A 22,910-nucleotide genomic window follows, 5' to 3' on the forward strand; every position below is an offset into this window, starting at 1 on the left:
GTGGTATAATTAGATAGTATGAGCAAAAAAATCCTCAGCCGTTTTTGTAGTTTTCGCACTTTGGTTAAAATCAGCATCGTCCTGATGTTGGCTCTCAGTGCAATCTTCATCGTCGCCAGTCAGTACAAAGCTGTGCAATTTCGTGATGCCAAAATTGATGAAATTTTGTTCTATTTTAACAACGGACTGGCGGGCGGACAATCCAGTAGTTTAGTTTCAGCAGTTTGGAGTAATGTGCCATATGCTATTGGATTATTTATCATCTTGCTACTCCCTATGCTCCTCAAACTGCGCTGGAAAACAATGCCATTTCGTTTGCGTCATCAAACCTATTACGCAAGCGGCATTTTTGTTGTCAGCCTGACACTCCTGGCGCAAAGCTTTAGCATCCCAGCCTATGTCAGCGCTCTTACTCAATCATCCAAAATCTACGACAAGCACTATGTCGATCCGCGCAGCGTTAAATTGACGTTTCCTAGCACCAAACGTAATTTGATTTATATCTATGTTGAGTCGCTGGAAAACACACCGGCTTCCAAAGCCAACGGCGGCATGAGCGACAAATCAGTCATTCCAGAGCTGGAGAAATTGGCACTGACCAACACTTCATTTTCACATCAAGCTTCAGGCCTTGGCGGTGCCCTGCCTGCACACGGTACCACCTGGACAGTCGCCGGCATGACAGCTCAGTCCGCTGGCGTGCCACTCAAAGACGGCGGGGTGTTCGGTGGTCGCGACCGCAATGGCATGGGTGATTTTAATAAATTCCTGCCCGGTGCTTACACGCTTGGGCAAGTGCTTGAAAAAGCTGACTATAATCAATCGTTCCTCATGGGTTCAGACAAAACCTTTGGTGGACGCGATAAGCTACTGGAGCAACACGGCAATTATAACATCATCGACTTTACCTACGCTCAAAAGCACGGTTTAATTCCCCAGGATTATAAAGTATGGTGGGGCTATGAAGACAAAAAGCTCTTCCAATTCGCCCGCGATGAAGCCACTCGCCTCAGCAAATTAGAAAAGCCATTCAACCTGCAAATGCTGACCGTTGACACCCACTTCACTGACGGCTGGCTGGACAACGACACCTGCAAACAACAATTTGAAGCGAAATATGACAATGTTCATGCCTGCGCCTCCAAACAAATCGCCGCCTTCGTCGAATGGGCCAAACAGCAGCCATTTTATACCAACACCATCATCATCATCAGCGGTGATCACCTCGGCATGCAAACACCATATTATGAAGAGAAAATTGCTGGCGCTCCCTACCAACGAACCGTCTATAACACCTTCATCAACCCTGCCGTTCAGCCAACTCGCACCACCAACCGCCAATTTGCCACCTTTGACATGTACCCATCAACCTTGGCAGCGCTGGGTGTGACAGTGGATGGTGACCGCATGGGGTTGGGTACCAATTTATTCTCAAGTCGACAGACACTGGTTGAACAGTTTGGTGGCATCGATCAGCTCAACGCTGAGCTCAGCAAACGCTCAACCTACTACGAACGAAAAATCTTAAGCAGTTCGTAAGTGTATCACCTTATTCTGCCTCTTGCCGCAACGTAACAATACGGGGATCAGCCCAAAGAAAAAGGAGGACACATGCCACCAACCATGAACCAAGAAGAAACCACCAAGCCTCTCGAGCAGTTTGGGACGGACATCACGGCCCTGGCACGCGAGGGCAAACTCGACCCAGTCATCGGGCGCGACGAGGAAATTCGCCGTACCATGCAAATCCTCAGCCGGCGTACCAAGAATAACCCCGTACTCATCGGTGAGCCGGGCGTCGGTAAAACCGCCATCGTCGAGGCCCTAGCGCAGCGCATCGTCAAGGGTGATGTACCGGCGTCGCTGAAAGATAAGCGGCTGATTAGCCTGGAAATTTCCAGCTTACTGGCCGGCGCGAGCTTTCGCGGCCAATTCGAAGAGCGCCTGAAAGCAATTTTAAAAGAAGTTGAAGAAGCCGCCGGCGAAATTATTTTATTCGTTGATGAAATTCACACCATGGTCGGTGCGGGCAAAACCGAAGGCAGCATGGACGCCGGCAATATGCTCAAACCCGCCCTGGCGCGCGGTAAATTACACATGATCGGCGCGACGACGTTGGCGGAATATCGCCAGCATGTCGAAAAAGACGCGGCTCTGGAGCGGCGCTTTCAGCCAGTCTATGTCGGCGAGCCAAGTTTTGACGACACCGTGGCAATTTTGCGCGGCTTGAAAGAAAAATACGAGGTGCATCACGGCGTTAAAATCTCTGACGATGCCATCGTGGCGGCGGCGCGGTTGTCCACTCGCTATCTACCTGATCGCTTCTTGCCTGACAAGGCAGTGGATTTGCTGGATGAAGCGACCAGTGCGCTCAAGATGCAGCTGGAGAGTGTGCCGATTGCTCTCGATCGGCTAAATAATCGCCGTTTGCAGCTGGAGATTGAAGAAGCCGCGCTCAAAAAAGATAAATCCGACCACGCCAAGGCCCGCAAAGAGGAGATTAATCAGCAAATCGCCGACCTTCGAGCTCAGGCCGAGGTAATTGATAATAAATGGCAGCACGAAAAAGACATTCTCCAAACCGTCAATACCGCTACCGAAAAAATGGATGGTCTGCGCTCGCAACTAGAAATCGCCGAACGCGACGCCGACCTGGCCACTGCCAGCCGCATCAAATACGGCGACCTACCAGAGCTGGAGAAAAAACTGGCTGCCGCCCGCCAGGAACTAGCCGCCATTCCGCCGGCCGACCGCCTGCTGCGTGAAGAAGTCACTCCTGACGACATCGCCAGCGTAGTGGCGCGCTGGACGGGCATCCCGGTGGAGCGACTGATTGAGACCGAATCAAGCAAATTGACCAAATTAGAGGAACATATCAGTACCCAAGTGATTGGTCAAGACAAGGCCATCGCCGCGGTGGCCAGCGCTATTCGCCGTTCGCGTGCTGGGCTGAGTGACACCAACCGGCCGATCGGCTCCTTCCTCTTCCTCGGCCCCACCGGTGTGGGTAAAACAGAGGTGGCCCGCAGCCTGTGCCGCGAATTATTTGACGACGAGCACGCCATGATTCGTATCGATATGAGCGAATATATGGAGCGACACGCCGTAGCCCGCTTGATCGGTTCGCCGCCGGGCTATGTCGGTTACGACCAAGGTGGGCAACTCACCGAAGCGGTCCGACGCCGCCCCTATAGCGTGGTACTATTTGACGAAATCGAAAAGGCCCATGCCGACGTCTTCAACGTGCTCCTCCAGGTGCTCGACGACGGTCGCCTAACCGATGGCCAGGGGCGAACAGTCGATTTTTCTAACACGGTAATCATCATGACCAGCAATGTCGGCTCACAGGCAATCATGGACTTTTCTGGCGACGATGTGTCGGCACTGGATAATCAAATGCTTGAGGTATTACGCCAACACTTCCGTCCGGAATTTCTCAACCGCATCGATGACATCGTTATCTTCGACCGCATTCGACCAGAGGCCATGCGAGCAATTGTCGATGTCCAGCTAAAACGCGTCGCCCGCCAGGTCAAAGACAGCCGCGACATCACCCTGGAGTTTGACGATAGCATCCGCGACATGCTGGCCCGCGATGGCTACGACCCGGCCTTTGGCGCCCGTCCGCTGAAGCGCTTGGTACAAAAGCGGGTGCTTGACCCGCTGGCGCTGGAGCTCATCGACGGACGAATTCACGACGGCATGGCGGTGACTGTCAGTGTCGCTAATGACCGGGTGACCTTTCACTAATAGTCCCTTCATTCCTATTAATCACAGATACCTGTTTCCGTGTGGTTTGAGCCCAAAGTTGCGCTCATAGCAAGAAAAAGCGCCCCAGCCATCAACTGGAACGCTTTTCGGTAGACAGCCCTCGGACCGAGGCGCATTACTCAGTTTGGTTAGCCTCCGCCCGCGTCAGCTTGTCGACCATCGGCAGAATCAAGTAAATACCGATGATGGCTGCCGCCAGACCGATACCAACGATGGCAAAGTAGGTTGGCGTTAATACCGGCTTCAGCGTCGTCGAGAACATTTTCGTGAACACTGCCCCCGTCCAAACACCAATACTACACGACAAGATTGAAGTGATGACGAGCGGTGCCACCGACTCAACCATCACCAAGCGCTTCAGCTGCACAAGGCGCATGCCGCCCAGCCGCAAGGTGTACAGCGAACGGCGGCGTTCCATTAGCCCGCCAATCGTCGAGACGATCAAGCTTGCCACCGCCACAAATAGCGTCACGCCGATACCAACATATGCCAAGTTGGCAAACTCGCGAATCGTTGGGTTAATGTGCGGTTTTTTGGAATCAGTGCCGCTCACCACATAAGTCAGATCGTATTGATTGGCGTGCACCACCACCATGCTACGTAATTTCTCGATATTATCATCTGATGTGACTGCTACCAAATACTCTTTGGCGCCGTTCGTATCAACCTTGTCGTTAATTAGCGACACGCTCTTCACCACTGGCGCGTCAAAGTTTAGTAGCGCAAATTGGTCAGGTCGAGCGTTGGTTGGGCAGGTGTGCTCAGTGTATCGTGCCACATCCTGACAGCGAATTGCATTACCATCCTCACGCGGATACACTGTCGCCACCGACGTAACATACGACTCCTGCTGCAGCCGCTTCGCCATATCGCCTGGCAATGAACGGCCAATGACAGCTGCGGTACCGTGCTTCAACTGTGAATATCCATTGTCTTTGATGGCCTGAATATTTAAGTTCTCAATACCACTGGTCGCCGTCAAGTAGAAGCTACCAGCAAACAACGCTAACACTACCCCACTCACACCACGGAAAACTGTTCGCGAATGCACCGCCGTACGTTTACCGGCGATCAGCATTGAACCATTATTTGCCCAGCGCGCCGCCAGCAGTGACAGCTTATTCGTCAACCAGCCACCAGCTAGGATAATCCCAAACATCACCAACAGCAAAGCTGCCATTAATAGCAATATCGGCATGGCTGATTCTTTATTTGCCGTCAACCAGTCCAATCCCGGCTTTGATGACAACCAAGCAAAGATGGCGATACCGGCTGCTGGCACCAGCGCCCGCCACCCACGTAGTTTCTTCACCTTCTCAATTGAGCGTGATACACCTAGCGGTGAAATTTGCGCTCGGCGCATTCGTCGCCAGTTAACAAACGTCGTCAGACCCAATGTTAAGCCAATAATCAAGGCATATTGCCCGGCAGTCAACGCTAAATCACCAGGATTAAACCGCATGCCGTCCATCTTAAACTGCTGTAGCGGCGCTTGTAGCAACCAAAACGCACCCAGACCAATCACCACGCCAGCCACTGATGCTAGCAACGACTCCAACAGTAATATTCGTGTCACTTGCCGCTTAGTTGCGCCGATCAGCCGTAAGGCAGCATAGCGTTTTTCGCGTTGCGCCGCGCCCAGCTGTGTCGCCACTGACACAAAAATGACGATTGGAAACAACAAAATCGCTCCACCAACACCAAATGTAATAATGGAAATTGGATCTAATCCAATGTTGGATTTTAGTCCATTCGCGTCTGTGCGGTAGACATTAGCAAAGTAGGAAGCTTGTCCCTGAGCTTTCGCCACATCATCACTCGCTGCCACTTCCTCGGCGCTCGCACCACGCACCATCATCAGCGCATCCGGGCTGGCGGTATATTTGCTAGGAAGTACGCCTAAGTATTTGGTGTTTTTACCGAAACGTGCCAAGATATTGTCATCAGGATACTGAGCAACCGCGTCAGCCAATGCCCGTGACAGATAGTATTCGCCAGGACCTGGCGTTTTCAACTTGGCAAATTGCGGCGACTTCGCTGTACCGTATATTGAGTAAGTCTGGATAAGCTGGCCATGCCATTTTGACGCATTACCAAGTCGTGCCACATTACTAATTCGTAGCGGTTCAACACCATTAATTGGTTGCTGGGAAGCCTCCTTGCGACTAGCTTGGTGTGCCGCCAGACTAATGGCTGAGCCCCCAGTACTACGTCCCATAATGCCATTGATACCAGCCATAAAGCCACACACCAGCACGATTCCCAGCGCCACCGCCGCCGTGGTCAATCCTAGACGTGCAAATGACTGGCGGCCAGACTTTTGCAGTAACATCCAACTAACGCTCATCAGACAATCCTCACATTAGTTTTATCAGCCCTCACCTGCGCCGGATGTACCGCTGCCTCAGCACCAGAAATCTGCCCGTCGCGAACGATAATTTCCCGGTCAGCGTAGGCAGCAATCGTTGGCTCGTGCGTCACCATGATGACTGTCGTGCCGTGCTCTTTGGCGGTTTTAATGAATAGCTCCATAACCTTTTCTGAATTCAAACTATCCAGTGAACCAGTCGGCTCGTCAGCAAACAGCACTTTTGGCTCAATCACCATGGCCCGGGCAATCGCCACGCGCTGCATTTGTCCACCCGACAACTCGCCGAGCATACTGTCAGCTTTATTACCCAGCTCAACCTTATTCAGCCATGTTTTCGCCTGCTGATAGGCTTCTTTACGCTTGACACCGTTAAGCAGTAGCGGCAACGCTACATTATCCAGCGCCGTCAACTCTGGCACCAGCTGTCCAAACTGAAAGACAAAGCCAAAGCTAGTGCGCCGCAATATGCTACGCTGATCATCGCTCAGTTTGTCAATCCGCCGGCCGTCAAAATCAATTTCGCCACTATCAACTTTGGTAATCGCCGCCAAGCTGTGTAGTAGCGTCGACTTACCAGATCCCGACGGACCCATAATCGCCAGCACCTCGCCCGCCTCGACATCCAGACTGACACCGCGCAGCGCCTGTGTTTGCCCGAACGACTTTGTAATTTTTTTAGTGCTAATTATTGGTTTGCTCATGCAAAATTTCCTCCTTTAGCCGCGTTAACCGCGAAATAGTTAATTCAATCCAGCGCAAATCCGCCTCCAAATGATACAGTGCATGATCAATCAGCAGCATGTCCGACAAATTACTATCACGCCGCTGCGCTGTCAGCTCGCGCATCCGTTGGATGTGCGCCTGCCGTTGATTATCCAAATACGGTGATGCATCGCCATCCTTCAGAATGGCTAGCACTGCTTTGATGTACATCGTCGCTTGTAGTTGTGGCGACGGTGCTTCTGGTGATTCCAGCCATGCTTGCAAATCTTGCTTGCCCTCATCGGTAATCTCATACCGAACCCTATCCGGCCCGCCTGATTCGCTGGTATCAGTAATTTCTTTGACTTTGTTGTCGCGTTTGAGCCGCGCCAGAGTTGAATATATCTGACCGGTTAAAATTGGCTTGTCCTTGCCAAAATAGCCGTCATATTTTTTCTTCAATTCATAGCCATAATTTGACTCTTCCGCTAAAAAACCTAACAGGGTATATTGAACGCTCATACTCTTACTATACACCCAGTGTTTAGTTATTGCAAGAGTTTTATACACTCAGTGTATAGTTTATGTTGGCGACTAGCTATCAGCCCTCTTGCCGTACGTTTTACCCCATCACAAATACCTCGCCGCCCAAAGGCGAGTAAACTGCACCAGAATGCATACTATTATGCAATTTTGACGTATAATGGATGCATGGTTCAATTTTGCCGAGTATACAACAAGCAGCAGTCCGTCAAGTCGGCCATGATAGGCGTTGGTAAAATTATCAGCTTACCGCCCTACTTACTACTGGCAATTGTCTTATTTGTGCTGTTTGCACTCATCATTTTCTTTGCCATCAACACCAATTTCTACGGTCCGCTGATGATGTCGCGACTACCAATATTAGACAAAATCTCTCTTCTCGGAACCATGTTTATTGATATATTCAAACAGGGCTTCAGCTCACTAAACGGCACGTTACTCCTTGTGGTGTCACTCCTCCAAGGACTGTCAATCACTGTCGTCATTTTCACTGCCAAGAAAAATAAGCGTAGTGAACAGTCGGTCACCAGGCAAGTCGGACTCAGCGGCTTGGCCTCTGTGGCTGCTGCCATTGGCCTGGGCTGCGTCCCCTGCGGCACATCACTCATCCTGCCGCTTGTTGCCGTGTTCTTCTCAGGCGCTGCCGCTGCCACTGCCGCCACCGTCGCTGGCACCATCGTCCTGATTGTAGCCCTACTATTAAGCCTCTTTTCACTCTACAAGTCTGGACAAATTGCCTTTATATATACCGAATTAGCAAAACAGGAGGAACTATGAATCGACAAAAATCAGCGAGTATAGCAATCATTTGGATTATTTCAGGCATTTTGATTACAGCAATCGTCGCATTGTTTATCTACGGCATCGTTAATCGTCCACCAAATCGCCACGTTGGTGACGGCAAGCCGTGGAATGAAAAGATGTCGCAAGGCTCTAGCGAAGCTAAACATGTGTTCGTTGACTACACTGACTATTTCTGCTCATTCTGTGCCGAGGTTGAAGCAGCCACCAACGCTGATTTCTTCAAAAATGAGTATCTCAAATCAGGCAAAGTTCGCTACGAACACCGCGTGGTGACGCTGCTCAAAGAAGTTACCGACAACACAGAAACTGGCGCTCACGCTGCCTTTTGCGCCGCCGACCAAGACAAATATTGGCAATACACGCACGACATCGTGCCGCGCATTAAACGTGACTATTTTGACAAAGGAATTGGTGTGAAAAACGTTGCTGTGCCGCAAAAAATTCCACCGCTGCCACTAGACTACTTCCTGGCGTCTGCTAAAAACATTGGTATGGATGAGGCGAAATTTACTGACTGTATGACCAAAAAACCGCACCAAAAAGAAATTGATGACAGCACCCAAAAAGCTCTTTCGCTTGGTGTGAGCGGCTTACCATATATGGTGATCAATGATTATGTTGCCAGTGGATTTGCTGGTGGCGAGAATGGGCTGAAGGCGATTTTGAAAGCCGGCGGAGTGAACTAATGTCTGCCAAAAAAATGCAAACAAAACCCCAAAAACCATCAAACAAACGACCGTCAATTCAGCCTCGCCGTGAGGCAAAAACCAACACGGCATCCTACAGTACATCCAGGCTGAGCAGTGCTTTATTCACCACCCTACTCTTGCTGGCAGTCGCCGCCATGGCAGCATTGTTTTATCTCCAATCGATACAACCACCCGCCCAGCGACCAACCGTTCTGGAAGATGAAAAATACTATTTCACCGATTCGCGCTATTCTGGCATTCGCTCCAAGTTCGTGACGCGCGACACCAAACGCGAAAAGGTCTCAATTGAATATCCAATCACCAGCAATCCCAAAATCAACAAACTCATCGCCCGAGCAATTGACCGCGCCGACAGTGATTTTCGCTACACCTCGTCGAGCACCATCACCTTTGACCGGCCAATGACCGAAACCATCAGCTACCAAGTTACGCACAATAATTCCGTGGCGCTGTCCATCATCGTCAACATCAAACAAGATACGCACGGCGCCCATCCAGTGGCACTGACGCTATTCTGGACCTTTGATAAAAATTCTGGTGAGGTGATTAGCTTGGATAATTTGACTGAAAAATCAGAGGAAGCTACCAAGGCAATTGTAGCGGCCGCTCAGCGCGACGTCGCACAAACCATTAAACAACGCCACCAACCAGAAGCAAATCTCGAGGAGATGATCACCAAAGAAACGTTGGCGAACTTTACCATCACCGACGATGGCAACACCTTAGCTTGGCCAATTGGACAAGCCTCCTTGCTGCCATCAGCCTACGGCGAGCTGACCATCAAAGTACCAGCCGCTGCCGTCGCCAAATACCTGCAAAATCCAACAGCTCAAAAACTGGCTAACTTCCCCAAGCCACCCGAGCCAAAGCCAGCACCAGCACCAGCGCCCGCTACGCCAGCACCTGCACCAACCACCGGCAACAAAGTGATTGCGTTGACGTTTGATGACGGACCGGGTCCATACACCGCGCACTTACTGGACATCTTGGATCAATATGGTGCTAAAGCGACGTTTTTCTTGATTGGTAGCAAAGTCTCCGGGCAAGCTAGCATCGTGCGCAGCATACAAGCGCGTGGTCATCAACTGGGTAATCACTCGTGGTCACATCCGGAACTACCTAAGCTATCAGTTGACCAAATTGCTGGTGAAATCGACCGCACCAACGAGGCCATCAGACAAGCCACTGGTATCAAACCGAGCATCTTGCGCCCGCCTTATGGCGCCGTCAATGGTGTGGTTTTGGAGCAACTTCGGACGCGTGGCATGTCGTCAATCTTATGGTCGGTTGACACGCGGGACTGGGCTGATCGCAATAGCCAAATTGTCTGTTCACGTGCCGTCGCTGGCGCTCGTCCTGGAGCCGTCATCTTGATGCATGACATTCACCAAACTTCCGTCAATGCCGTGCCATGTATCCTCAGCTCACTGAAGCAGCAGGGGTATTCATTTGTGACGATACAGCGGTTACATTAGTCCACCTGATCAATCTCAAATATCTTGTATTTCGAGGTTGCACCGCGCACCAATTTTACCTTTGAAGGTGCCACGCCGAGATGCTTTGCTAGTAGTTTCGCCGCCGCTAGATTCGCCCGCCCCTCAATGGCTGGCGCCTTGGTGTAGATCGTCAGCAAACCATCATCGTTCGGGACGACTTCTTCGCGGTGGCGGGAGTTGGGCTTGAGATGGGCGGAGATTTTCATAATTCAATAATCATTACCCTTAAAACGACATCGCCTCCAACTCCCGTGGTAAAATCTCCTGCACTTCTACCGAACCGACCACCAAGTGGTAACCATGCAAGTTTGGCGGTAAGTCGTGCCTAGCTGAACCCCAATGAAATGGCTGATTTACACTAAAATAATCGAGCAGTTCTGCATTCAAAAAATGCTCGCGCGGCAGATCCACCGAACCGTCCTGAGTGACGACCAGCGCTATCGATAAGCCAGCCGTTACACCACCTTCGTTTTTAGCATACGCCGCCGTCACCAGATGAATCATTGGCTCAAATTTCAGCACAGACTGATCGCTCGCCTCCACCTGCGCCTGACCGCGACAAGCTAACTGCTGATTGATTTTTGTTGTTAATTCGTCAACACTCGACTTACCGTCGCCGGCGCGGCAATAATCACAACCATCTGCCGCCTCGACATATTCCAATAGCAAATCCATATCGACGTCAGTGTCCTTAACGCCATGCCGTGACAGTTGCGCCACCATTTCATGCAGCGCGCCCAGCAAACTATAGTCATTGGCATTCCTGGCAGCGTCACCAATGCGGATGATGGCGCGAGCGACGGTAATGGTTTTGTTTGGCTTGTTCATATATTCTCCCGAGGGTATCTCGCAGCTCTTTATCGACATACCTACACCCGCCAATCATCGGGAGTTGACTTAGTATAATCATACATACCAATCGTCTCGAAGTGTTTTTTGGCACAAGCAATTTTATGCAGTTCATTTTCACGCTCACCGCCATTCTTCGTCTCACGCACCATATATACTTTTTCTACGCCATTGACTTCTTTGACAATTGCCCAATCTGGATTGTAGTCACCAACTGGCGTTGGTATCGTAAACTTCGACGGCAGCTTGAGGAATAGTTTGATATCTTCACGACTGTCCAAATATTCGGCAAACTTTTGTTCAGTCGCCGAATCTAGCACCAATCTATCTGTCACTGTTTTTTGTTGATTCTTAACTTGATACAGTCGATCAATAAAACGTTCGACTTCTTCATCACTATCTTTTTGGAAATTGCGAAGTTCATAATTACGCTCACCCATCTTTTCATACTCAACGCCGTCTACCACAACCTGCGCCAGTACCGACTTAATTGCACTCTTCACCATTTGCACATAGTCGTAAGGGTTTTTCAAGAATTCATGTAGCCGACCACTACCAATCAAAATGTCAACAATTGTTCGTCGAGTGAGACCAGTGCTATCCTGTAATTCAGAGATGATATCCGGCAGTTCAAACGTTCCCGCCAAGTCACGGGTTGCTTCACCTACCATACCATCGTTATGAACGCCGCCACGCTTCAAAAGCACTCTATGCCTTTTCACCTCAATTCTTAACGGCTTAAGCTCAGGCTTGGATTTAATGGCGCCAATGGCCGCCATAATAATCTGGCCGTTATCAAATGCCACACGGTACGTCGTCTTGTGCGAGATTCGCTTCCATAATTCCTCAAGTAGCGGACTATACAAGACTTCCTTGTTTGGACAAATCTTCTCTTTTTTACGCGCATCCTTAACAAATTTATCAATTTTACAACCCTCAATAATATCCACCACCTCGGCATGATATTTTTGCAGATCACCAGGTAAATCAAGCGTAAAGCCAATATTATTTGGCGTGAAATTCGCCAACACCCGACCCTCGTCATCAATCATACTGCGACGCCGCAAACACTCCCAGACCTCATTTGATTTCTGATGTCCCAATGTACTGTTTGGATCGTCATGTACTGGTATCCGCGCAAATTCACTACGCCGCACAAAACCAATCTTAACACCAGCTTTCTTATATTCCTTTTGTAAATTATTAGCAAAATCACGATACGATTCATTGGCTACTACCATCAACTGATTGATCTGTTCGTCAAACACTCGTGTACCGTCCTGACGCACTGGCAAGCGCAAGCCTCGCCCAATCGTCTGTCTACGATCATTTTCACTGCCGCTCTCGCGCATCATACAAATTTGAAATACGTTCGGATTATCCCAACCCTCTTTCAGTGCCGAGTGGCTAAAAATAAACCGCACTGGATTTGCCTGATCGAGCAGTTTTTCTTTGCCTTTCATGATTAGGTCATAAGCCGACTCGTCCTGTGCATTGCCTTTGCCCTCTTTGCTGTCGACAAAGCTCGTTTTGCCGCCCTTACGCATCTCAGCAAAATATGCTTTTCGAACTTCACTTGAATCTTCAGGCATGATATCTTCGTAAAAACGGCTCTTTCTTCGCTCTTCCTGGTACAATTCATCAAACCAACGCGCAAATTTTCCGTCAACCATATTACCGTCAGCATCATATTCCAAATAACTTGCCACCTTATCAACAAAAAATAGACTCAATACCTTAATTCCTTGATCGCGCAGTAAATATTCTCGCTTAATATGCTCGGCAATAGTCACGCGAATCATTTCGCGCATAACTTGATCTTCGTTACCGCCCCAATTTTCACCAAGCATCAGGACTCCTTGCGACCCAACCTCCACACTCGCTGGAACCGTCGAAATTTCATTGATGGTATAACCTTCGTAAATACTGTTACCAGTGCGAATATCCAGTTTGTCGTGATGATTAACCCATAGTGGTTTTCGACCAACATTGCCATTTTTATCGCGAACCAACACTTCGACATAAGCTTGAAGCTTCGGCGTATTGCGCACATCGATGAGTTTGATATACGGCTTAGCATCACTGCCCTCTTGCCGAGCATTCGCCACCACGATGCTTTTCACCAACTTCTCTCGGTGAGCATCAACTGGATCGAGCCGATACATCATGTTGTATTCGTGAGTATGCGTGGCGCTATAACGTAATGTACATATTGGGTTCAGGTCATTAATCGCGCTCGTCGACAGTTCACTCTCCATATTTTGCGGCTCATCCATAATGACAATCGGATTAACGGCGGCCAGATATTCAATTGGGGCAATACCATTTAGCTTGTCGCGTTCTTGATGAATCACTCGCGTGTTCTTATTACCGCGAATTGCATCAATTGTCATAACCATAAACTGCGTCATAGTGCTAGTAGCATAACTCTGTACCACCTCTGGATTTTTGCCGTCGTACACCGACGCTTCGTACGGACTATACCCCATCTCACGCGTGAAATGTTCACGCATGCCATCGAGACTACTTTTCACGCCCTCTTTGATGGCAATGCTCGGCACGATGATAATGAACTTTGAAAAACCATATAATTTCGCCATTTCCAGCGCTGTACGCAAGTATACGTACGTCTTGCCAGTGCCAGTTTCCATCTCCACGGAAAAGTTCATGCCGTCCAATTCTTTAACCGGAGCGATGCCGTTGTCGTTTTGAATTGACCGAACATTCTCCAAAATAGCATCGTCATCAAGCAGCAAATTATTGCCAATTGCACCAATTTCGTCGAACAGCCCGACCTGGGCACCGCGCACCGATCGCGACCGCAAAACTGCATCAAACGCGTCGGCACTGTCAGGCTGACCTTCAAAAACACTAGTGATAGAACTGATAGCTTGTAACTGGAACAGCTGACTGGAATCGTATTTAATTTTCATGAGGCGTTATCCAGTCTATTATCTTTTAACCCATCAAGTGTTATCATACGACGCCTATCCCTTGAATCAATCTCCTTAAGAGTTTTCTTCATCGGCTTAGCGATTAGATTGTTATACACAAGCTTCAGCACATCATCTACACACTCTCCAAATTCTTCAGCACGCTCGATATTATCATACGTGTCATCCTTAAGCCAATCATATTGTAGAGTGGTTATATCCTCTATCTCCAACTTCGTCCATTTATTTTGTATCTTTTGCATTGAAATATTTAAATCATGATACACAAGCCATAGTGCGTTATAAGCCTTGGAATTGCTGCCAAAATCAGCTCCACTCATATCTAACATCCTAGTTAGGTCAAGCGCGTTAGCTAAGAGTTTATGTGAGTTATCTAGGATACTCTTGGTAGATTCAGCCCATTCTTTGGCTAGTTGACGTTTTCGTTCATCTGAAGCAGCTTCACCCTGGAAACCACCTAAACCGTGCCACTCATTCAGCAATTCTGCAGTACGATCAATATGAAATCTTAAGCCAGTAGTGTAACTAGAGTTCTTCTTAATGATGCTATTCACCTGGTTTAGAATATCTTTATAAATGTCATAATTGGTCGACATTATTGATTCCTGGATGGCTTGATCTCTTGCAGTCTTACTAGCTTCCTTCCAACCTCGCCAAGTCATAAAAACAGCGACAAATGCAGCGATTGCAGTAGCAACCTGCGACATATCAATTATTAACTTCCAAGTATCCATATTCTACGCCGTCCACAATTCTACATCATAGCTTTTACAAGTCTGGACCAGATTGGTTTTGAGCTGATTGTCGCCCTGGAAGGCGTCATCGAGAATGACAAATTTACTTGGAGCAAGGTCGGTGATAATAGTGCGTAATTGCTCCAAAGCTGGCTTAACATGCTCATTGAGATATAGCACTGGTTGGCCATCTGACGAATCGCCCTCAGTCACAACTTGATGCACATGAATTCCATCGACGTCGACGGTTTTAGTCCGCGTAGTCAGCGGCAGGCCCATTTTCAAAAGCACTTCCACCAGCAAATCTTCCTCGCTGGCATTGTCATTACTACTTTCACGCATCAGGTTCAGGCGTACCTGCAGTTCTGTCAAATCGCCCGTCGGCGTACTTTGCCACTTAGTAAAATTAGTGTCAGCTAGTTTGTAAGTGCGATATCCAACGTCCAGCGGGGTATCACGCTCAGCCAGCTTGTCAGCAAAGTCAGCCTTGATCTTTTCGCCCGCCCGGTTGATGCGTTCACGAGCAATATCACTAATCTTTTTGTAGCCAGCCTTGAACGCCTCGCTCTTTTCATCGGTCGGCTCAGGCAGCTGCACCATAATGTGCTTACGATTACCACCATCTTCGGCATTGAGTTGCATGACGGCATGAGCGGTGGTGGCAGAGCCCGCGAAGAAGTCGAGAATGATACCGTCTCCTTGTAGTCCAATCATTGCCAAAAAGTAAATTAATGTCATCGGTTTTGGAAAATCAAACAATTTAGGATTAAGATTTATTTTTGCTATATCACTAGATCCATGCGTAGTATTTATGTCGGTAATAACATCCTTAACTGTAGTGTCTCCAATGTCGCGGACTTTTGTATATATCTTAAAATTGTCGCCTACTTTTACAAATTCTAGGTTGTAAGATTCAGATATAACTTTATCTCTACTCCATCTATACGCATGGTATTTATTGGTTCCGTTATTATTAAGTTTGGGACTAATTTTTACATAGCCATCAAGCTGAGGTACTACATTAACATCAAATGTCTTTATATCGTTGGTATCAGGATTATAAAAAATATCAAACACAAGATTAGGGCGCGTCTCTTCATTGAATGCGGAATTAGAGTTATACAGCTCATTCTTCAATACATAGTCACCATATTTATCTGACTGAACCTTATAATCAAATCCTTTATATACTGACGGCATAGCTCTCTTTAGTCGTTCTGCATTAGCCCGAAATTCATTTACGAGGCTTATTTTACGAGCAAAACAAACTATATACTCATATGTACGGGCAGCACCATGGCCAGATATCTGCCTACCCTTTAGGTTATTCACCCAGGTAAACGTGTTGACATAATTTGCTTCGCCAAAGATCTCCAGCAGTAATTTCAATAGGTTATCATATTCATGGCCATCAATCGAAATAAATATCACCCCGTCATCCGTCAACAAATTGCGTGCCAGCTTCAAACGCGGATACATCATATTCAGCCAGTTGCTGTGATAACGGCCGGCGGTTTCAGTGTTGGTACTAATCTTTTTGTTACCCTCGTCCACCTGCTGGCTAAACTCCAGGTAGTTTTGCAAACCTTCCTTGAAATTATCCGGATAGACAAAGTCTTTGCCAGTATTGTATGGCGGATCGATGTAAATCATCTTGATACTGTTGTGATACTGTTTTTGCAATACTTTTAGCACCTCGAGGTTATCGCCCTCGATGAAAATGTTGTTGGTCGTATCCCAATCCTTACTCTCATCCTTGGCAGGTCGGAGCGTCGCGGTCGTCGGCTCTTGTGCCGCCCGAAGCGCCTGCTTCTTGCCCGGCCAAAACAACCCAAACCGCTCATTCGGCTCGCCAGCATCTTCCGCCAGCAGCTCCTTCAACTTGACGACATCCACCTTACCATCCGCAATCACCTCCGGAACCAGCTCCTCCAGCTTTTTGGCTAGGTCGGTGCGGAAGTTGGGAGAAGTGGATGGTAATTGATTTAAGTTTTGATTTTCATGATTCTGCATATATTTTATTCCTAATACCTCTATTTATCACTTATCTCGTATTATATCAATTTTTGCGATGCTTTTCTGCATACTCATGTATCAACCTACGGGCCTGATGCTTATTAACCTGTAGTAAAAACTGCAATCTACCCCTTAGTTTATCAGACGGTCTAGTTGAACGTTTAACCTGCCTCCGCAGACGAGAGAGCTTACTATGTCCAACTGTCAATCTACCGTCGTTAGAGATTATTACACCAGTAACACTCCGTCCTTTTTGTCCTTTTTTCACTATTCCACTGTCCTTATCAGGATTAATTCTGTAGTGCGTAGAGTTTAGTATATGGTTAATTGTCGATCTATGCCTACACAGTTTGTCGTATGGGCCGGATATAGTGATATCATCAACCCAAATTGAAAATTTTAGCCCGTTTTCTCTACAATAATCATCAACTGCACACGACATCTTCTCAACCGCAAATATAGCTATACTCATGCTGGTTGGTGAACCTTGCGGAACGTGCACCCCGTGTTGAGAATTCTCAAAAGTAGTCAAGTGTGCAAGAATATTAGCAGCTTCTTCACAATAATTAAGTTGGTATCGAAATATATGAAAGACGTCGGCATATTTGATAGAAGGAAAGAAGTCTTTAATGTCATACTTCATAAGAGCAGGCGCGGAGGCATGATATTTTGCATTATCAACGACAGAATATCCCTTTCTGCCACCCATTACTCCATATGGTAGCCTCTCCATCTGTGGCTGTAAGACCGTGATGTTAATTTTTTTAAGAACTCTTTTAAGATATCCATGAGGAGGCTCAATGGTTCTAATCTTAACCCGACCTCCAGCCGTAATTTTCTTTTTTTCGAACGGTACATAATAAGACTGTCTGTCGGCCAGCAGAGCCAAGAGTTCTTCCTTAGGAATTTTAAGGATATCCCTACACAATTTTGTAGTTGTAATACACTTCTGGTTCACCATGATTCACCATTAATTATTGGGTGTTAATAGCAAGTCATGGTGCTCTACCTATTTCATAAACATGAAGATCAGTAGAGCTAGTGTAGTGCTGTCGATCTGAATGGTCAGATATTTACAATCAACAATTAAGCTATTGACTTGAATTGTTAGATTTTCACAGCTGATTGCTAACATACCTTCTCCTTTCCTTTAGTTCGGCTATTTCGCCGCTGCGCATTTACGAAAAGCAAAACTAAAGAGTAGACAAATAGCCAACACTACACAACCAGGAGGCCATCCGCCAACTGAGGATAACGCTGCGCACCTTTAATAGGTAAACTTAATTATTCCACATCAGCGTGTGCCAGGCCCGTTATGGCATCAATGACGCCGGCGTAAACGCCAACAAGCTCTTCGCAATAACGCAACAAGAAAAGGTTAGGAATGTACAGGACAGATTTGGCACAACATACCGTACCTGTCTCAATTGATATTATACCACAACAACCTCAATGACCGCACGAACCAGCACACCCTTCTATAACAAAAACTAAAGCGAAAGGCTTATAAAAACACTCTCCAGAATATAGCAAATTTGGAGAATGCTTTTTATCGTTAAAGAAATAAGCAGCGACCACAAGACAAAGAAACCTGTCAATAGTTTTTTGATAAAAAGCGTATTCAATTTTTACAGATGTAAGCTGTGGATAAAATACGCTTATGCTATTGACAAAATACCGAAACTATTGACTTAATTATAATCCTATGCTATACTAGTTGTGTTAACGTGCCAGGTTGTATCGATTAACACTGAAAGCGTCCTCAAGGGCGCTTTTTGCGTGTGAAATAAGTTACAATCGACGGGTAGAGTTACCATACTTCTTCTGTAAGTCGCGTTTTGTGTACGGCTCATCTATGTAGTACGCGGTAATAATCATTCTTTTTTGACCAATAACGATATTCCTTTCATCTTTCGGGCGAATAACTACAACGAAGTCGAGATCTGCAAGCCATAAATAAAGCGTAGCGCCCTTAGGAGTTTCGGACCAAAAAGCCGTGACCTCGGGTGCAGTATAATTCTCGAGGATAGCTCGTACCCATGGTAACTTTTTAGCTCTGTCGTAGTCAATCGTACGCTCCTTAGCGCCGCGCGTTACTATATGAGTGAATCCATGTGGGTATTTACCCTCCCATATAGACCTATCTGGAATACTGTTGACATAAACCGGTGCATCATCGACCACGCATACACTGCCGTCTATAAAGTCTCTCTTGTAAAGAGCATACAGCTCATCTATGTCCTCTTGCAAAGAACGGTTAAGTCTTAGTTCATCTGGTAGCCAATCTGGATACATCTATCTTTTTGGCTTCCATTTGAGTATGTTTATTTTTTCCGAGCTATAGGGAGTACCGCAAGTTAACTTTTGCCCAGAACGCTGTTCTATGTGCGCTATAAGTTCTTTTTTTGCATCTGATTTTTGCTCTTCCTGCGGCTTATTTGCATACATAACTGCGCCAGTTAATATATCAGATAGCTGCAGTCCAACAACCTCATGCGACCTTACGGGCTGTGCACTCAGTGATTTACTGTTCAGACTAGATGTATTATTAAGATAGCCTGCAAGCTTAGTAGTCCTTATACCAGACCAAGCATCTTTATAATCAAGAAAAAGGCGCATATCACCATATCTTTTTTCTGCAATAGTCCTGACAAGGATATAGGTCATTGAATAATAAAAGTCATCTCGAGTTTTATTATAGGTTTCATAATCAATAATTGATTTATCGATAACTACTGCTCGATAATTTACCTGTTCAACAGCAAAGAATACATCGACCAACTCTTTGTAATAATCAAGCTTCGCTGGACTTACTTTCGTCCATTTAATCTCTCTATGCGAAGCTATATTGTGCTTCTTTTTAACTGTTCTGATCGCATCGGTAAACAGAGAAAGCTGAGGGACACTAATCCAAAGCGCGCCGAGCACCATAGTATTACTGCTCGGATCATCAGTATGACCAGATTCGTCTATATATACATTGGTTGCGCTCAAAAGCGTTTCTATATTCTCCATATCTATATTATACAATATTCGCTTATGGATTAACTCCGCAGACTGACTTACCGTGAAAATCACCAGCTTTTTACCATTTTTCACGGTAAGTTGCTTATTCTATGGTAAATTCTATGGTAAATAACCTCTCGGTAATTACCCCGCCCTCAGACGCTTGTTGTGCTAGAGATATTTTATCGGATATTTGCTCGTCCATGCTGTCTTCAAGGTCATACTTCTCGCGGTTGAGGGCGCGGACTTTTTTGCGCAAAACTTGGACTTCGCTGGCAATTTTTAGACGAGAGGCGGCGTCGCCCGCTTGGCGCTCTTGTTTTTGCAAGTCTCTGATTTTAGCGTCAAGCTTATCGACTTTCATTTCGTATTCAACAATTTTGTCTTTATATTGACGCTCTAGCAGATCTTTTTTGTCGAGATAAACCTCAGTATTTCGGCCCTTGACTTCTTCTTGGCGTTCGGCGATCTGCTTAGCCAGGTGATTTTGCAACACTTCACCTGGAGGGACTTTCCTGTGATTGACACTGGTAACACATAAATCAAGTATCTTACGGCAAGTCTCTGTGTCGAGCAGTACACTATCGTCTGTCTGTGCTGATGCCAAAATGTAACTTTCGCTCATGTCTGACGAATCTATTTTCATCGGAAAGGTTACTTGCTCGACAATCATTGTTGCCCGCACGCCAACTAGCTTTTTCACCTCAGAAGCGACTCGATCAGATTGACCAATATCAAAGATAAGTTCTGCTGGAGGTGTTTGCGCAGTCTTTGCACTGTGACGTACGTATTCAGCTAAATCATCGGCGTATTTATACTGCCTGGCATGCGGTAAGCGTTCAGTTTTATAGAAATATGTTCCGCATTCGATATCCTTTTTTGGTGCAGTTTTTAGATCAAAAACATGTTCGTTTTCAAATGACGCCTTGTCGCGCAATATATACCGCGTTAAGCCCATAAATAATCGCTCAAATCGCGTAAAAGCTTCTTCGGCTTGTTCGTCATAACGACGAAAACGATCCTGTACGTGAGGATCAAGTCCTTCAAAAATCCGGGTACGCGCCGCTTGTTGCTCAGTATCAATTTCTGACTTAAATTCTTCTTGCAGCTTTTCAAACCGTTGGCTAATCTCATCATCGGTGCGACAGGTATTCAAGATATCGCTAATTTTCTTCTCAAAGTCGAGTCCACTTTCAATCGCACCAAGCACATCATTACTAGCACCAAACGTGCTTTTAAATAAACTGAATTTATCAGTCAACAGTTCAAGAATACGCTGCTCGGCGACATTACCTTGATTGCTAAAATTCACCACAACAACATCATATTTCTGCCCCATGCGGTGGACACGCCCAATTCGCTGCTCAACGCGCTGCGGATTCCATGGCAGGTCATAGTTGATTAGCATGGAGCAAAACTGCAGATTGATACCCTCGCTAGCTGCTTCGGTGGCGATCATAACCTGCATTTCGGATTCTTTGAATTTATCAATTAATGCCTTGCGGCGATCTGCTGATTCTATGCCGGTGACGACATCGGAATCTTCATTATCCGCCAACCATTGGCGATAAATCTCGGTACTTTCCGGCGAGTTATTTTGTCCATTGAATAACACTATTTTTCCGTCATAGCCCTGCTTTTTTAGCGTTTTAGCAATGTAGTTTTGCGTCAAGGTTGACTCAGTAAAAATGATTGCTTTGCGAGCAGCTTTTGATTCCAGCGCATTAAAGCCGACATTGATCGCCTCGACCAATTTTTCGGCTTTGACATTTTCTTTGATTGAATCGGCAAAGTCGGCGTATGATTTTAGTTCGTCGATTTCAGCCTGAAACTCGGCGCGCTCTTTGGCCGATTTGATTATATAGTCATCATAAGCACCAGTTTCCTCAAAAGCCTCAATCTCTTCGTCATTCAGATCACCCAGCTCGTCAATCAAGCCACCACGGTTATCACGAACCTTACCCGTAGCATACTCTTCCTCCATGCGCCGTACGATATTTCGAAGTGTACTAGCAACCGCGAACGTGGACGAGCCAAGACGCTTGCGAAGAATCAGCGCTGACAAGTGACGCTGCGAAGATGCAAAGGCATACAGTTTATCGCGATGCAAATATTCGTCCACCAGCTCATATAATTTTTGCTCGTCGCCCGACGGCTCAAAACAAACAGTTTTAGCAATGCGATCAGTATATTTAATATATTTCTTGACTTCTGAGCGTAAAGTGCGTTTGGCGATTTTGCTCATGCGCGAGCGAAGATCATCGAGTGCAAACGGATGATTTGACTTAATATAGCGTTGGCGAAAAACATCAAGTTTATAAAAATATTTAGGGTCAACAACCGACACTAAGCCGTACAGTTCTTCAAGCCGATTTTGTAACGGCGTGGCTGTGAGAAGTAGCGATTTTTCGGAACCTTTGGCGATATCAGAGACCGCACTAGCGATACCCTTTTGGTTGTTATAGAAATTTCTTAACTTATGTGCCTCATCAAGAACCAATAAATTCCAACCATTCGATAGCTTTTCTGAATGGCGATTTGCAAATTCGTAAGAACAGATATAAATACCATCTTTCTCAATAGTTCTTTTTGACTTAATCCATTTAGCATCGACAACAGTCGCCGGTAAATTAAACTTTTCCTGCAGTTCCTGCGCCCACTGCTGACGCAAACTTGATGGCGTAATAATCAGAATCTTTCGTTTGCGTTCCGAGTAGTATTGCATAATAACGATCCCCGCCTCAATGGTTTTACCGAGGCCGACTTCATCCGCCAAGATAATACCGCGAGCCATTGGCGAATTCAATGCAAACAGCGCCGCGTCAATTTGGTGCGGTGTCGGGATAATCTGAGCATCAAACATCAGGCCCGACAACTTAGCAACGTCATCGTTAGCATAGACGCGCTCAAGCTCATGGGCAATATATTTCGCCTGATAATCAGAGGTAATCATC

17 protein-coding genes are annotated in these 22,910 nt (G+C 46.7%); 5 read left to right on the forward strand and 12 right to left on the reverse strand.

Going from position 1 to position 22,910, the window contains the following annotated elements; all coding sequences use genetic code 11:
* Positions 1–18 precede the first annotated feature (18 nt).
* Together FBF37_RS03665 and FBF37_RS03670 are read left to right on the forward strand one after the other, a co-directional pair.
* The gene (locus FBF37_RS03665) at positions 19–1,539 is read left to right on the forward strand and encodes an LTA synthase family protein (RefSeq protein WP_138079578.1); all 1,521 of its coding nucleotides are present in this window, start codon (positions 19–21) and stop codon (positions 1,537–1,539) included.
* Positions 1,540–1,611: 72 nt separating this feature from the next.
* On the forward strand, positions 1,612–3,750 hold the full coding sequence (locus FBF37_RS03670; RefSeq protein WP_138079580.1) for an ATP-dependent Clp protease ATP-binding subunit: 2,139 nt from the start codon (positions 1,612–1,614) through the stop codon (positions 3,748–3,750).
* A gap of 136 nt (positions 3,751–3,886) precedes the next feature.
* On the opposite strand, the gene FBF37_RS03675 is transcribed toward FBF37_RS03670, so the two are convergent.
* The 3 genes from FBF37_RS03675 to FBF37_RS03685 are packed head-to-tail and all read right to left on the reverse strand — an operon-like array spanning position 3,887 to position 7,366.
* A complete protein-coding gene (locus tag FBF37_RS03675; protein WP_138079582.1) occupies positions 3,887–6,118 on the reverse strand; it encodes an ABC transporter permease in 2,232 nt (743 codons plus the stop codon).
* Entirely contained in the window at positions 6,118–6,843 is a 726-nt protein-coding gene (locus tag FBF37_RS03680) for an ABC transporter ATP-binding protein (RefSeq protein ID WP_138079584.1), read from the reverse strand. The genes FBF37_RS03675 and FBF37_RS03680 overlap by 1 nt, the downstream gene beginning before the upstream one ends.
* Positions 6,824–7,366, reverse strand: coding sequence for a PadR family transcriptional regulator (locus FBF37_RS03685; protein ID WP_138079586.1), 543 nt, complete (start codon positions 7,364–7,366; stop codon positions 6,824–6,826). The genes FBF37_RS03680 and FBF37_RS03685 overlap by 20 nt, the downstream gene beginning before the upstream one ends.
* 189 nt (positions 7,367–7,555) lie before the next feature.
* On the opposite strand from FBF37_RS03685, the gene FBF37_RS03690 reads away from it, so the two are divergent.
* Genes FBF37_RS03690 through FBF37_RS03700 form a run of 3 tightly spaced genes read left to right on the forward strand, consistent with a single transcriptional unit; the run spans position 7,556 to position 10,376 of the window.
* Complete coding sequence (locus FBF37_RS03690; RefSeq protein WP_138079588.1) at positions 7,556–8,164, forward strand: hypothetical protein; 609 nt, start codon at positions 7,556–7,558, stop codon at positions 8,162–8,164.
* A complete protein-coding gene (locus tag FBF37_RS03695) occupies positions 8,161–8,877 on the forward strand; it encodes a DsbA family protein (RefSeq protein ID WP_138079590.1) in 717 nt (238 codons plus the stop codon). Before FBF37_RS03690 ends, FBF37_RS03695 begins: the two co-directional genes overlap by 4 nt.
* Positions 8,877–10,376 (forward strand): polysaccharide deacetylase family protein, encoded by a 1,500-nt coding sequence (locus FBF37_RS03700; RefSeq protein ID WP_138079592.1) that lies wholly within the window; start codon positions 8,877–8,879, stop codon positions 10,374–10,376. Before FBF37_RS03695 ends, FBF37_RS03700 begins: the two co-directional genes overlap by 1 nt.
* Here the strand turns inward: FBF37_RS03700 and FBF37_RS03705 are convergent.
* From FBF37_RS03705 to FBF37_RS03745, 9 genes are all read right to left on the reverse strand, one after another.
* Positions 10,373–10,603: a DUF167 domain-containing protein gene (locus FBF37_RS03705; protein ID WP_138079594.1), complete on the reverse strand. Its 231-nt coding sequence runs from the start codon at positions 10,601–10,603 to the stop codon at positions 10,373–10,375. The two genes, FBF37_RS03700 and FBF37_RS03705, sit on opposite strands and share 4 nt — an antisense overlap.
* A gap of 19 nt (positions 10,604–10,622) precedes the next feature.
* Positions 10,623–11,225, reverse strand: a complete 603-nt coding sequence (locus FBF37_RS03710) for a hypothetical protein (protein ID WP_138079596.1) — start codon at positions 11,223–11,225, stop codon at positions 10,623–10,625.
* Between the two features lie 41 nt (positions 11,226–11,266).
* Entirely contained in the window at positions 11,267–14,179 is a 2,913-nt protein-coding gene (locus FBF37_RS03715; RefSeq protein ID WP_138079598.1) for a restriction endonuclease, read from the reverse strand.
* Positions 14,176–14,934, reverse strand: a complete 759-nt coding sequence (locus tag FBF37_RS03720) for a hypothetical protein (protein ID WP_138079600.1) — start codon at positions 14,932–14,934, stop codon at positions 14,176–14,178. Before FBF37_RS03720 ends, FBF37_RS03715 begins: the two co-directional genes overlap by 4 nt.
* A gap of 3 nt (positions 14,935–14,937) precedes the next feature.
* Positions 14,938–16,947, reverse strand: a complete 2,010-nt coding sequence (locus FBF37_RS03725; protein ID WP_138079602.1) for a site-specific DNA-methyltransferase — start codon at positions 16,945–16,947, stop codon at positions 14,938–14,940.
* Positions 16,948–16,993: 46 nt separating this feature from the next.
* On the reverse strand, positions 16,994–17,911 hold the full coding sequence (locus FBF37_RS03730; protein ID WP_138079604.1) for a reverse transcriptase family protein: 918 nt from the start codon (positions 17,909–17,911) through the stop codon (positions 16,994–16,996).
* 830 nt (positions 17,912–18,741) lie between these two features.
* Positions 18,742–19,245: a hypothetical protein gene (locus tag FBF37_RS03735; protein WP_138079606.1), complete on the reverse strand. Its 504-nt coding sequence runs from the start codon at positions 19,243–19,245 to the stop codon at positions 18,742–18,744.
* A complete protein-coding gene (locus FBF37_RS03740) occupies positions 19,246–19,965 on the reverse strand; it encodes a DUF3800 domain-containing protein (protein WP_138079608.1) in 720 nt (239 codons plus the stop codon).
* 94 nt (positions 19,966–20,059) lie between these two features.
* Positions 20,060–22,909, reverse strand: coding sequence for an SNF2-related protein (locus tag FBF37_RS03745; protein ID WP_138079610.1), 2,850 nt, complete (start codon positions 22,907–22,909; stop codon positions 20,060–20,062).
* Position 22,910: the final 1 nt, after the last annotated feature.

This window comes from Candidatus Nanosynbacter featherlites (assembly GCF_005697565.1).
GTDB classification, from domain to species: domain Bacteria; phylum Patescibacteriota; class Saccharimonadia; order Saccharimonadales; family Saccharimonadaceae; genus Nanosynbacter; species Nanosynbacter featherlites.

What these genes read in the sequence shown, in the direction of transcription:
- FBF37_RS03670 (WP_138079580.1), top strand. Translation starts at nt 1,612, where the DNA reads ATGCCACCAACCATGAACCAAGAAGAAACCACCAAGCCTCTCGAGCAG.
- FBF37_RS03730 (WP_138079604.1), bottom strand. Translation starts at nt 17,911, where the DNA reads ATGGTGAACCAGAAGTGTATTACAACTACAAAATTGTGTAGGGATATC.
- FBF37_RS03675 (WP_138079582.1), bottom strand. Translation starts at nt 6,118, where the DNA reads ATGAGCGTTAGTTGGATGTTACTGCAAAAGTCTGGCCGCCAGTCATTT.
- FBF37_RS03745 (WP_138079610.1), bottom strand. Translation starts at nt 22,909, where the DNA reads ATGATTACCTCTGATTATCAGGCGAAATATATTGCCCATGAGCTTGAG.
- FBF37_RS03680 (WP_138079584.1), bottom strand. Translation starts at nt 6,843, where the DNA reads ATGAGCAAACCAATAATTAGCACTAAAAAAATTACAAAGTCGTTCGGG.
- FBF37_RS03735 (WP_138079606.1), bottom strand. Translation starts at nt 19,245, where the DNA reads ATGTATCCAGATTGGCTACCAGATGAACTAAGACTTAACCGTTCTTTG.
- FBF37_RS03685 (WP_138079586.1), bottom strand. Translation starts at nt 7,366, where the DNA reads ATGAGCGTTCAATATACCCTGTTAGGTTTTTTAGCGGAAGAGTCAAAT.
- FBF37_RS03700 (WP_138079592.1), top strand. Translation starts at nt 8,877, where the DNA reads ATGTCTGCCAAAAAAATGCAAACAAAACCCCAAAAACCATCAAACAAA.
- FBF37_RS03715 (WP_138079598.1), bottom strand. Translation starts at nt 14,179, where the DNA reads ATGAAAATTAAATACGATTCCAGTCAGCTGTTCCAGTTACAAGCTATC.
- FBF37_RS03690 (WP_138079588.1), top strand. Translation starts at nt 7,556, where the DNA reads ATGGTTCAATTTTGCCGAGTATACAACAAGCAGCAGTCCGTCAAGTCG.
- FBF37_RS03665 (WP_138079578.1), top strand. Translation starts at nt 19, where the DNA reads ATGAGCAAAAAAATCCTCAGCCGTTTTTGTAGTTTTCGCACTTTGGTT.
- FBF37_RS03710 (WP_138079596.1), bottom strand. Translation starts at nt 11,225, where the DNA reads ATGAACAAGCCAAACAAAACCATTACCGTCGCTCGCGCCATCATCCGC.
- FBF37_RS03705 (WP_138079594.1), bottom strand. Translation starts at nt 10,603, where the DNA reads ATGAAAATCTCCGCCCATCTCAAGCCCAACTCCCGCCACCGCGAAGAA.
- FBF37_RS03740 (WP_138079608.1), bottom strand. Translation starts at nt 19,965, where the DNA reads ATGGAGAATATAGAAACGCTTTTGAGCGCAACCAATGTATATATAGAC.
- FBF37_RS03720 (WP_138079600.1), bottom strand. Translation starts at nt 14,934, where the DNA reads ATGGATACTTGGAAGTTAATAATTGATATGTCGCAGGTTGCTACTGCA.
- FBF37_RS03725 (WP_138079602.1), bottom strand. Translation starts at nt 16,947, where the DNA reads ATGCAGAATCATGAAAATCAAAACTTAAATCAATTACCATCCACTTCT.
- FBF37_RS03695 (WP_138079590.1), top strand. Translation starts at nt 8,161, where the DNA reads ATGAATCGACAAAAATCAGCGAGTATAGCAATCATTTGGATTATTTCA.